The sequence below is a fragment of the Kitasatospora sp. NPDC058048 genome, assembly GCF_042885555.1.
GTDB lineage: Bacteria > Actinomycetota > Actinomycetes > Streptomycetales > Streptomycetaceae > Kitasatospora > Kitasatospora lactacystinica.
In genome coordinates this window covers 93,161-104,641 of record NZ_JBHVRT010000002.1, presented here as the reverse complement: position 1 = coordinate 104,641, position 11,481 = coordinate 93,161, and the positions used below count along the sequence as shown (strand labels likewise).

The following is an 11,481-nucleotide window of genomic DNA, read 5'->3' as shown; positions in this document are numbered from 1 at the left end:
CGTGGAGACCCTGCCGCGGCAGTCGCAGCCCTCGGCCGACCGCTCCGGCGGGCTCGCCCGGCGCCAGGTGCACGCCGTCGCGGCCTGCTACTTCGTCGCCTCCTTCGCCGCGCTCGGCCTGCCGCCCTACCTGACGGCGATCCTGCCCGCCCTCGGCGACCCCCAGGCCCGCTGGGCCGGTGTGCTGTACATCGTCCCGACGGTGTTCAGCGCGCTCGGCGCACCGCTGTGGGGCCGGCTGGCCGACCGCTTCGGGCGCAAGCGACTGCTGCTGCGCGCCCAACTCGGCCTAGCCGTCTCCTTCCTGCTGGCCGGAGCGGCCGACAGCCTGACCGCCTTCACCCTCGCGCTGGTCCTCCAGGGCTTCCTCGGCGGCACCTTCGCCGCCACCAACGGCTACCTGGCCGCCGCGCTCGACGGCTCCCGGCTCTCCCGCGCCCTCACCCTGATGCAGGGCAGCGCGCGGGCGGCGCTGGTGGCGGCGCCGGTCCTGGTCGGGGCGCTCTCCCCGTGGATCCACCCGCACCGCCAGTACCTCGTGATGGCCGTACTCCCGCTCGCGGCAGCGGTGTTCCTCTCCCTGCTGCCCGAACCGGAGTGCGCCGAGGCAGCGGCGGCCACCGCCGGCCGGACGGCCGACCGGGTCGCCACGGTGTCGCTGCTGCCGCTCTACGCCTTCGAGTTCGCCTTCGTCTTCGCGACGGTGATCTCCTTCCCGTACCTGATCGCCCTCGCCGAGCAGCGCCTGCCCGGTGTGGACGGCACCACAACCGGCGTGCTGTTCGCCCTGCCGCACCTGTGCTACCTGGTGTTCGCCTCCCGCACCCACACCGCGTTCCACGCCCGCCCGCACACCGGCATCGCGCTCGGCTTCGGCTTCGTCGCGCTCGGCCTGGCCGGGCACGCGGTGGCGTACTCGCTGCCGGTGTTCATCGCCGTCCGGCTACTGCTCGGCGCCGGGCTCACACTCGGGCTGGTCTGCCTCGCCGTGCTCGCCGCCGGTGCCGCCCGGGGACGCCCGCCCGGGCGGATGTTCGGCACCCTCGAACTCGTCTCCAAGGGCGGCGCCGTCGCCGCCGGCGTCGTCGCCGCACTGGCCAACGGGTGGTTCGGCGCCGCCGCCCCCGTGGTGGCCGGAACCGCCGCCGCCCTGCTGGCCACCGTCGCGGCCACCACCCTCACCCTCCCGTCCCTCCGCCAGCGCTGGAGTCGCCGATGACCCCCGAGCAGTCCGCCCACTCGCCCAGGACCGACGAACTCCGCGATACCACCGGCCGGCCCGGCGACACCGCCGACCGTCCCTTCGACCCCACCGGCCGGCCCGGCGGCAGCGACGAACTGCCCACCGCCGACGAGGCGGTGGTCCACACCCTGCTGAACTGCCTGCTGCGCGAGGCCTCCGCACCCGAGCACCAGACCGCCGCCGACGGCGGCCGCCTGCTGCTGCGGCTGCCGCGCCGAGGCGCCCTGCTTCGGGTCGCCCTGCGCCGCACCTCGCTGCTCGGCGCGCACCGCTTCACCGGGCCGATCGAGGTCGAACGGGACGGCGACTGGGTCGAGTTGGACTGGCAGGAGCTGGCCGAGTACGTCCAGCACGAACTGGAGCTGCGCACCGGCACGGTGAACGAGGAGTTCCTCGACCAGGTCGCGTCCAGCCACCAGGGTGTCCGCCAGGGCCTGGACGACCGGCCGGCCCCCGGCGCCGACCGCTACCTGGAGTCCGAGCAGGCGCTGCTGTTCGGCCACCGCTTCCACCCGGCCCCCAAGTCCCGATCCGCCGCCCGCGGCGACTGGCGCGACTACGCGCCCGAGTCCCGCGCCGCCTTCCCGCTGCGCCACCTCGCCGTCCGCGCGGACCTGCTGGCCGAGGAGTCGCTGGACGGGAGCGCGACCGCACTGCTGGACGGACTCGGCGGGGTGCCGGACGGCTACCGGCTGCTGCCCGCCCACCCCTGGCAGTACCAACTCATCGGCGACCACCCGCTGTTGCGCGCCGCCCTGGCCCGGGGCGACGTCCTCGACCTGGGCCCGCGCGGCGAGCGTTTCACCGCCACCGCCTCGGTGCGCACCCTGCACGGCGCCGAAGCCTTCCTCAAGTTCAGCCTGAACGTCCGCATCACCAACTGCCTGCGCAAGAACGCCGCGTACGAGCTCACCGGCGCCGTCGCGCTCACCCGACTGCTCGCCCCGGCCCTGGCCGACCTCTCCCGGCGCTTCCCGGCCTCGGCCGTGCTGCGCGAACCAGCCTTCCGCACCCTCGCGCTGCCCGGCACCGACGGCCGCCCCGACCGGGCACTGTACGAGGGCTTCGGCCTGATCGTCCGGGAGGGCTTCGGCGGTGTGCTGCGGCCCGGCGTCACCCCGCTGCTCGCGGCCGCCGTCGCCGACGAGCACCCGACCAGTTCCGCGCACATCTCCCGCCTGCTGGGCGCGAGTTCGAACGGCCCGGCGGCGCTCGACTGGTGGCGTGCCTACCTGCGGCTGCTGCTCCCACCGGTCCTGGCGGCCTACTTCGACCACGGCGTGGTGCTGGAGCCGCACCTGCAGAACGTGCTGATCGGCGTGGACCCGTCCGGCCACCCTGTCCAGGTGCTCTTCCGCGATCTGGAGGGCACCAAGCTCGTCCCGGAGCAGAACGCCGACATCCTCACCGCGCTCCCGCCCGAGGTGGCCGGCCCGATGACCTACGACGCGGAACGCGGCTGGGACCGGGTGGTGTACTGCCTGCTGGTCAACCACGTCGCCGAACTGCTCGCCGCGCTCGCCGACCACCACCCCGAGCTGGAGTGCGCGCTCTGGCAGGCCGTCCGGGACACCCTGGAGGAGTACGCCGCCGCGCACGGCTGCCCGCCCCGGCTGCGCGCTCTGCTCGCCGGTGTGCCACTGCCCGCCAAGGCCAACCTGTTGACCCGCTGGGAGCGCAAGGCCGACCGCGAGGCAGGCTACGTCCGGCTGCCCTCCCCGCTGGCCGGCTCCGTCCTCGCCGGGGCCGCCCGCATGCCCGTCCACATGCCCGCCCGCCCATCGGACCACGCGTCCGTCCGCGCGCCGGCGCACACGCCCGTCCGCCTTCCCGCCGGGAGCACCGCCCGATGACGACCGAGACCACCCGACCCGCCGGGACCACCCGGCCCGCCGAGGCCGCCCGACCCACCGAGGCCGTCCGCAGCTTCACCGCCGACCTCACCCCCGACGAACTTCCCTCCTACATCTACGACTTGGCAGCCCTTCGGGAGCATGCCGCCGCCGTCCGGGCCGCGCTGCCCGAGCGGGTCGAGCTGTACTACGCTGCCAAGGCCAACCCCGAGGCGCCGCTGTTGACCGCGCTGCGCTCGGTGGTGGACGGCTACGAGGTCTCCAGCGGCGGGGAGTTGGCCCACGTCCGGGCCGTCGTGCCGGACGCTCCTCTGGCCTTCGGCGGGCCGGGCAAGACTCCGGCCGAGATCACCGCGGCGGTGGACGCCGGGGTGCACCGCTGGCACGTCGAGAGCGAGCAGGAGCTGCACCGGCTGGCCGCCGTCCTCGCGGACCGGCCCGGCGCGGTCGTGGACGTGCTGCTGCGGGTCAACCTCGCGGTCGAGACGGCAGCGCTCGACGCGGTGCCGCTCGCGATGGGCGGCCGTCCGACGCCGTTCGGGCTGGACCCGGACCGGGCCGAGGAGTGCGTCCGGCTGCTCACCGGCGGCAGTCCGCCGGCGCGCCGGCTGCGGCTGCGCGGCGTGCACGCCCACCTGGCCAGCGGGCTCCCGGCGGCGGAGCAGTTGTCGGTCGCGGCGCGGATCGTCGCCTGGTCGGCCGCACTGGCCGAGCGGCACGGCTTCCCACTGGCGGAGGTCAACATCGGCGGCGGAATGGCCGTGGACTACGCGGACCCCTCCTCCCGCTTCGACTGGACGGCCTTCGGCGAGGGCCTGGCCGAGCTGCTCGACGCCCACCCCGGGCTGACCCTGCGGATCGAGCCCGGCCGGGCGCTGACCGCCTACTGCGGCTGGTACGCGACCGAGGTGCTGGACGTGAAGGCGAGCCACGGCGAGGACTTCGCGGTCGTCCGCGGCGGCACCCACCACCTGCGCACGCCCGCGACCCGGGGGCACTCCCAGCCCTTCGCGGTGCTCCCGGTGGACGCCTGGCCGCACCCCTGGCCGCGCCCGGCCGTCACCGGCGGCCGCGCCACCCTGGCCGGACAGCTCTGCACCCCGAAGGACGTCCTCGCCCACGCGGCCGAGGGCGCGGACGGCCTGCGGACGGGCGACCGCGTGCTGTTCGCGATGGCGGGCGCGTACGCGTGGAACATCTCGCACCACGAGTTCCTGATGCACCCTCGCCCGGGCTTCCACTACCTGGGCGGCGATGGACCGCGCCCGGCGGAGGGGTGCCGGAGGATGAAAGACGGGTGACGGGAGCCGACGGCCGACGGGGAACAGCCGACAACTGACAGCTGACAGATTTCGAAATCTGTCAGCTGTCAGTTGTCAGTCGTGAGCTGTCACCCGTTGCCTCCCGTCCGTCGACTGCCGGCCGGCGGCCGTCCCACCGCCCACGGTCCGCCGCCGCCCCGTTCCTCCACTCGTGGGAGAGTGGTAGGCAGCGAAGGGAGCGCGAACGTGCTGATGGACAAGGTGGCGGAGATACTCGCCGAGGCGTCGGCCGAGGCGGTGGAGCCGCGCTTCCGGGCGCTGGCCGCCGGCGAGGTGATGGAGAAGGCCCCCGGCGAGGTCGTGACGGTCGCCGACCGCGAGGCCGAGACGATCATCGCCCGCCGACTCCACGAGCTGCTGCCCGTCCCCGTGGTCGGCGAGGAGGCGGTCTCCGCCGACCCGTCGCTCGCCCTGGCCCTTCGCGACGAGCCCGCCGCCTGGCTGGTCGACCCGGTGGACGGCACCGCCAACTTCGTCGCCGGTAGACCCGAGTACGCCGTGATGTGCTCCCTGGTCCGCTCCGGCCGGACCGTCGCCTCCTGGATCTGGCAGCCCGCCACCGCCACCGCCTACTGCGCCGAACTGGGCTCCGGCGCCTGGCGCGACGGCGAGCGCCTGACCCGTCCACCGGCACCCCAGGACGTCGCGAAGCTGCGCGGCTCGGTGAAGAGCCGCTACCTCGACGCCGAGCACCGCCGCCGGCTCCAGGACAACATCGCGTCCTTCGGCGAGATCTCCCCCGGCCGGCACGCCGCCGGGATCGAGTACCCGGACGTCGTCGAGGGCCGCTTCGACTTCATCCTCTACTGGCGCACCCTTCCCTGGGACCACGCCCCCGGCTCGCTCCTGGTCACCGAGGCCGGCGGCGTCTCCGCCCGCCCGGACGGCACCCCGTACCGCCCGGAGGCCCCCGGCTGCGCGGACGGTCTCCTGGTCGCCGCCGACCCCGACACCTGGGAGCTCACCCGGTCGATCCTCCTGGGCGGCTGATCCCGAGGCCCTGCCCGCCCGAAAACCCGGGCCCGGCCCGCCCGAAACCCCGGCCCGTCCGGAACCCCAGCCCGCCCGAAAGGCCGACCCGCCCGGAGCGCCCGGCCCGCCCCGAGCCGTCCGCCCTACCCCGCCCGCTCGCCCGCCACCTTGCGCCCGGCGCCCACCACCTCCCGCAGCAGCGCGCCGACCTCCCCCACCGTGGCATGGGGGTTCAGCAGCGTGAGCTTCAGCCGGACCCGGCCCGGGCCGTCGCCCGGGAGTTCGGTGCGGCCGACCACCGCCCGGCCGGTGCGCAGCAGCAGGCGCCGCAGCCGGCCGTTCACCTCGTCCAACGCCGCCTCGTCCGTCACCCCGGGCGGCCGGTAGCGGAAGAGGATGACGGTGAGAACGGGCTCGGCGTGGAGTTCGAGCGCCGGTTCGGCGCGCACGGCGTCGGCGGCGGTGCGGGCGAGGTCGTGGCAGGCGTCGACCAGCCGGCCCAGCCCGTCGCGGCCGAGGGTGCGCAGGGTGACGGCGAGCTTGAAGGCGTCGGCCCGGCGGGTGGTGCGCAGCGAGCGGCCGAGCAGACTGGGGTACCCGGCCTGCTCGTCGTCGACCGGGTTGAGGTACTCGGCGCGGCGGGCGAGCGAGACGTAGGTCTCCGCGCGGCGGACCAGGAAGACCCCGGCCGCGGCCGGCTGCCAGCCGAGCTTGTGCCAGTCGAGCGAGACCGAGTCGGCGCGGGCGATGCCGTCGAGCAGCGGGGCGAGCCGGTCGGAGAGCAGCGCGCCGCCGCCGTACGCGGCGTCCACGTGCAGCCAGGCACCGTAGCGGCCGGCGAGGTCGGCGGCGGCGGACAGCGGGTCTACGGCTCCGGTGTCGGTGGTGCCGGCGGTGGCGACCACGGCGATCGGGGTCCGGCCGGCCCAACTGGCCTCGGCCATCGCCCGTTCCAGTTCGTCCTCCCGCATCCGCAGCCCGCGGTCGACCGGGACGGGGATGACGGCCCGCTCGCCGAGGCCGAGCAGGGCGGCGGCGCGCTGGACGGAGAAGTGCGCTGCCTCGGAGGCGAGGATGCACGGCCGGACTCCGGCCGGGATGCCGTCCAGCTCCACGATGCCGTCGAGCTTCTGGTCGCGCGCCAGCATGAGCCCCATGAGGTTGGACTCGGTGCCGCCGGAGGTGAAGACGCCGGCGGCGCGCGCCGGGTCGTAGCCGACCAGTCCGGCGATCTCGGCGAGCAGTGCGCTCTCCAGGGCGGTGGCGGCGGGGGCCTGGTCCCAGGAGTCCTGGGAGGGGTTGAGGGCGCTGACCGCGAGGTCCGCCGCGGCGGCGACGGCGAGCGGCGGGCAGTGCAGGTGCGCGGCGCAGGCCGGGTCGGCGGGGTCGGCGGCGCCGTAGGCGAGAAGTTCGGTGAGCCGGGCGAGCGCGCCCGGTCCGTCGTCGCTGGCCAGCGCGTCGTCGACGAGTGCGGCGATCTCGGCCGGACTGCCGGCCGGCAGCGGTCCGGAGCGCATGGCGGTGCCCGTCTCCAGGGAGTCGAGGACGGTGGCCAGCAGCGGTCCGAGCGCGCCCGGCCCGGCGGCGCCGCCCGCCAGGGCGTCCGTCGCGACGCCGTCCCCGGGGAGCCCGACGGGGTCGGTTCCTGGATCGGTTCCGGGGTCGGTTCCTGGGTCCGATCCGGGGCCGCTCACCGCCGGCCCCGAGCCGCCGGCGCGCCCGCGGACGCACCTGCCCCCGCCTGCCCAGACCCGCCCGCCGACCCGCTCGGCGATCCGCCAGCCGACCCGTTCGCCGATCCGCCCGGCCGCCCGGTCGTGGAGGCCGCCGCGATCGCCTCCGCCAGCCGCTCCAGGACCGCCGCCACCTGCTCGTCCGTGATGGTGAGCGGCGGAAGCAGCCGCAGCACCGCGTCGTGGCGTCCGCCGAGCTCGACGATCAGACCCCGCGCCAGGCAGGCCTCCCGGACCCGCACCGCGAGTGCCGGGTCGGCCGGCCGGGCGCCGCAGGCGTCGGGCTCGATCGCCGGGTCGACCAGTTCGACGCCGAGCATCAGCCCCCGGCCGCGCACGTCGCCGATCACCGGTAGTTCGACGGCGAGTTCGCGCAGCCGGGCCGTCATCCGCTCGCCGACGACGGCGGCCCGCTCGGCCAGCCCGTTCGCCGCGACGTGGCGCAGCGTCGCGGCCCCGGCGGCCATGGCGAGGGTGTTGCCGCGGAAGGTGCCGGTGTGGGCGCCGGGCCGCCAGCCGTCGTAGTCCTCGCGGTAGACGACGACGGCGAGCGGCAGGCTGCCGCCGATGGCCTTGGAGAGGACCATGGCGTCCGGGACGATGCCGCTGTGCTCGATCGCCCACATCGCGCCGGTGCGGCCGACTCCGGTCTGCACCTCGTCGACGATCAGCGGGATGCCGCGCTCGGCGGTGATCCGGCGCATCTCGCGCAGCCAGCCGTCGGGCGCGGGGACGACCCCGCCCTCGCCCTGGACGGCCTCCAGGATCATCGCGGCCGGCGCGACCACGCCGCCCGAGGGGTCGTCCAGCAGCCGCTCCACATAGGTCGCGGCGAGGTCGGCGCCCGCGTCGCCGCCGACCCCGAACGGGCAGCGGTAGCTGTAGGGGAAGGGCAGCCGGGCGACTTCGCCGCCGCTCGGCAGCGGCTCCTTGACGGCGACGTTGCCGGTGAGCGCCAGGGCGCCGGCGGTCATGCCGTGGTACGCGCCGGTGAAGGCGAGCGCGCCGGACCGGCCGGTGGCGGTCTGCATCAGCTTGAGGGCGGCCTCGACGGCGTCCGTCCCGGCCGGTCCGCAGAAGTGCACCCGGGCGCGGGCGGCGAACTCCGCGGGCAGGCTCTCGAACAGCGCGCTGGTGAAGTCGTCCTTCTCCGCGGTGGCGAGGTCGAGCAGGTGCAGCGGGGCACCGCTGTCGAGGGTGCGGCGGATCGCCTCCAGCACCACCGGGTGGTTGTGTCCGAGGGCGAGCGTGCCGGCGCCGGAGAGGCAGTCGAGGTAGCGCCTCCCGTCGGCGCCCTCGACGGTCATGCCGTGGGCGCGGACCGGGACGATCGGGAAGGAGCGGGCGTACGTTCTGGCGGCGGACTCGCGGACGCGCTGACGGCGCAGGATGGCTTCACCGGCGGCCGGGGCTCCGGAGGCGGCCTGGACGGGTACGGCAGCGAGTGACACGAGAAACCCCCAGGGAAAGTTAGGTTAGCCTAACTTTACTGCTCTTGACCTGGCGGAACGCCCCGGGGCCTCCGGAACCACCCGAGTGAGTGAACCTCCCCCGGTTCATCCAACGAGCATCGCGCGGAAGGGTTACGGCCCGGGGCCGCGCCCCACGCCGACCGTCCGCCCCCGGCCGCCGCCCCATGCCCGCCCATGCCGCCTCACCCTCGGAGGCCGTCAGGCCCGCCCCCTCCAGCGGTAGCAGAGTTCCGGCCGGCCGACACTCCCGTACTGGGGCTCCCGCACCGCGCACCCGGTCTCCACCAAGTGCTCCAGGTAGCGCCGCGCGGTGATCCGCGAGACCCCGGCGGCGGCGCCCGCGGCCGCGGCCGACAGCCCGGCGGCCGCCTCGCGCAGCACTGAGGCGACGGTGTCCAGGGTGGGCGCGCTCAGCCCCTTGGGCAGGGTGCTGCGCTCCGGCGTGCGGAGCAGGGCGAACGCCTGGTCGACCTCCTCCTGCCCGGTCGCCTCGCCGGTGCGCCCGAGGCTGTCGCGGTAGCGGGCGTAGCGCTCCAGGCGGTCGTGCAGGGCGGCCGCGCTGAACGGTTTCAGCAGGTACTGCACGACACCCGCGGAGACCGCCTGCCGGACCATGGCGAGGTCGCGGGCCGAGGTCACCGCGATGACGTCGGTGCTGTGACCGGCCGCGCGCAGCGTGCGGCAGAGCTGGAGCCCGTGGCCGTCCGGGAGGTAGAGGTCGAGCAGGGTGAGGTCGACGGGCGTGCCGGCGGCGCGGGCCCGGTCGAGGAAGCGCAGCGCGTCGGCGCAGCTGTGGACGGTCCCCACGGCGTGGAAGCCGGGCTCGCGCCGGACGTACAGGGTGTGCGCGGCGGCGGCCACCGGGTCGTCCTCGACCACCAGGACCGAGATGCCCGCCGCGGCGGGGGTGTCGGCGGTACCGGTCACACCAGCGCCCCTTCCTGCTCCCGGCCGGGGGACTCCCCCGGCCGCCGGGTGGACTCCCCCTGGTCGCCGACGGCCTCTCCCGGTCGTCCGGCCAGCGGCAGTCGCACCGTGAGCACGGCGCCTCGCTCCCGCCCGACTTCGACGGTGCCGCCGTTGCGCCGGGCGGCCTGGGCGACCAGCGCCAGCCCGAGCCCGTGCCCGCGGCCGTCCTGCTTGGTGCTCCAGCCGCGCCGGAAGACGTCCTCGACCGCGCCCGGGTCGATGCCCGCACCGGTGTCGGCGACCCGCAGCAGCAGGAAGTCACCGGCCACCGCCGCCGCGCCATCGCCGCTGACGCCGTCCCCGTCCCCGTCCCCGCTCCCGCTCCCGCTCCCGTCGCCATGGACGCTGCGGCCCGGCCCTTCGCAGTCCTGGCCGCGGGCGACCCGCGCCGTGACGGTGACCTCCGGCGGGACGGGGCTCTCGGCCGCACCGGCGATGGCGGCGTCCACGGCGTTGTCGATCAGGTTGCCGAGCACGGTGATCAGGTCCCGTGCGGAGAGCCCGGGCGGCAGCACTCCGTCGTCGATCCGACTGTCCTCGGTGAGGGTCAATTCCACTCCTCGTTCGGCGGCCTGCGCCGCCTTGCCGAGCAGCAGGGCGGCCAGGACCGGCTCGCCCACCGCCGCGACCACCCGGTCGGTGAGCTGCTGGGCGAGTTCGAGCTCGGCGGTGGCGAACTCCACCGCCTGTTCGTGGCGGCCGAGTTCGATCAGCGAGACCACCGCGTGCAGGCGGTTGGCGGCCTCGTGCGCCTGCGCGCCGAGCGCTTCGGTGAAATCGCGCACCGAGTCCAACTCGCCGCTGAGCGCCTGGAGTTCGGTGTGGTCCCGAAGGGTGACCACCCGGCCGAGCCCGGTGCCGATGGTGGAGGTGTTCAGCACCACGACCCGCTCGGCGGTCAGGTGCACCTCGTCCCGGACCGGCTCCTCCCCCAGTACGGCCGCCACCAGCGCCTCCGGAAGCCCCAGCTCCACCACCGGACGGCCGTCCAATTCACCTGCCAGGCCGAGCAGTTCCCGGGCCGCGTCGTTGCACAGCACCACCCGGTGCGAGCGGTCCAGCAGCACCAGTCCCTCGCGCACCGCGTGCAGGGTGGCCTGGTGGTACTCGTAGAGGTGGCTCAGCTCGTCCGGCCCCATCCCATGAGTGTGCCGCCGCAGCCGGGAGTTGGCGAGGTAGGTGCCGACGCCACCGACCGCGAGCGCGGCCACCGCCACGCCGACCAGGGCGAGCAGCGGGCCGCTCAGCTGCGCGGAGATCGACTCCACCGTGAGACCCGCGCTGACCAGCGCGACCACCCGGTGCCGGTCGTCCCACACCGGGGCGACCACCCGCACGGACGGGCCGAGCGTGCCGGTGTACGTCTCGCTGCGGGTCTGCCCGGCGAGCGCCCAGTCGATGTGCCCGAGGTAGGTCCGCCCGATCTGCTCGGGCAGCGGGTGGGTCCAGCGCACACCGTCGGTGTCCATGACGGTGATGAAGGAGACCCCGGTGTCCGCCCGCACCTGCTCCACGTACGGCTGGAGCACCGAGGTCGGGTCCGGACCGGCGACCGCGGCCCGGACGGACGGCGAGTCCGCGACGGCGTGCGCGACCGCGGTGACCTGGCGGCGGGCGGCGTCCTCGGCGCGATCGGCGGTGAAGAGGTACGCGAGCACCGCGCCACCGGCGACCACGGCGGCGACGATCACCACCTGGACGACGAACAGCTGCCCGGCCAGACTGCGGACCAGGCGCCGGGGCAGGCATCGGATCAGGCTCCGGGCCAGCCCACGGGGCAGCCGGCGGGACAGCCCGCGGGCGGGATACCGGGGTGGACCCGGAGGCAGCCGCCGGGCTCCGCGGCCCGTCGGCCGGTGCGAGCGGCGGCGCGGGGCGGTGGGGGCGGTGCGCTCGGACATGCCTGCCAGTGTGCAC

8 protein-coding genes are annotated in these 11,481 nt (G+C 75.6%); 4 read left to right on the top strand and 4 right to left on the bottom strand.

Annotated elements, in window-relative coordinates:
* The first annotated feature begins 1 nt into the window (after position 1).
* The 4 genes from ACFVVA_RS02525 (at position 2) to ACFVVA_RS02510 (ending at position 5,408) form a co-directional block, all read left to right on the top strand.
* Entirely contained in the window at positions 2-1,219 is a 1,218-nt protein-coding gene (locus tag ACFVVA_RS02525) for an MFS transporter (protein WP_387685343.1), read from the top strand.
* Positions 1,216-3,096, top strand: coding sequence for an IucA/IucC family protein (locus ACFVVA_RS02520; RefSeq protein WP_387684939.1), 1,881 nt, complete (start codon positions 1,216-1,218; stop codon positions 3,094-3,096). Before ACFVVA_RS02525 ends, ACFVVA_RS02520 begins: the two co-directional genes overlap by 4 nt.
* Positions 3,093-4,397, top strand: a complete 1,305-nt coding sequence (locus ACFVVA_RS02515; RefSeq protein WP_387684937.1) for a type III PLP-dependent enzyme — start codon at positions 3,093-3,095, stop codon at positions 4,395-4,397. The genes ACFVVA_RS02520 and ACFVVA_RS02515 overlap by 4 nt, the downstream gene beginning before the upstream one ends.
* A gap of 213 nt (positions 4,398-4,610) precedes the next feature.
* Positions 4,611-5,408: an inositol monophosphatase family protein gene (locus tag ACFVVA_RS02510; RefSeq protein WP_387685341.1), complete on the top strand. Its 798-nt coding sequence runs from the start codon at positions 4,611-4,613 to the stop codon at positions 5,406-5,408.
* 125 nt (positions 5,409-5,533) lie between these two features.
* Here the strand turns inward: ACFVVA_RS02510 and ACFVVA_RS02505 are convergent, their stop codons facing one another.
* From ACFVVA_RS02505 to ACFVVA_RS02490, 4 genes are all read right to left on the bottom strand, one after another.
* A complete protein-coding gene (locus ACFVVA_RS02505) occupies positions 5,534-6,988 on the bottom strand; it encodes a pyridoxal phosphate-dependent decarboxylase family protein (protein WP_387685339.1) in 1,455 nt (484 codons plus the stop codon).
* A gap of 92 nt (positions 6,989-7,080) precedes the next feature.
* On the bottom strand, positions 7,081-8,574 hold the full coding sequence (locus ACFVVA_RS02500; RefSeq protein WP_387684935.1) for a diaminobutyrate--2-oxoglutarate transaminase: 1,494 nt from the start codon (positions 8,572-8,574) through the stop codon (positions 7,081-7,083).
* Positions 8,575-8,793: 219 nt separating this feature from the next.
* The gene (locus tag ACFVVA_RS02495) at positions 8,794-9,522 is read right to left on the bottom strand and encodes a response regulator (protein WP_387684933.1); all 729 of its coding nucleotides are present in this window, start codon (positions 9,520-9,522) and stop codon (positions 8,794-8,796) included.
* On the bottom strand, positions 9,519-11,465 hold the full coding sequence (locus ACFVVA_RS02490; RefSeq protein ID WP_387684931.1) for an ATP-binding protein: 1,947 nt from the start codon (positions 11,463-11,465) through the stop codon (positions 9,519-9,521). Before ACFVVA_RS02490 ends, ACFVVA_RS02495 begins: the two co-directional genes overlap by 4 nt.
* Positions 11,466-11,481 lie beyond the last annotated feature (16 nt).

Bases quoted from the DNA above. Each gene is read 5' to 3' on its own strand.
- ACFVVA_RS02515 (WP_387684937.1), top strand. From the start codon at position 3,093: ATGACGACCGAGACCACCCGACCCGCCGGGACCACCCGGCCCGCCGAG.
- ACFVVA_RS02520 (WP_387684939.1), top strand. From the start codon at position 1,216: ATGACCCCCGAGCAGTCCGCCCACTCGCCCAGGACCGACGAACTCCGC.
- ACFVVA_RS02490 (WP_387684931.1), bottom strand. From the start codon at position 11,465: ATGTCCGAGCGCACCGCCCCCACCGCCCCGCGCCGCCGCTCGCACCGG.
- ACFVVA_RS02510 (WP_387685341.1), top strand. From the start codon at position 4,611: ATGGACAAGGTGGCGGAGATACTCGCCGAGGCGTCGGCCGAGGCGGTG.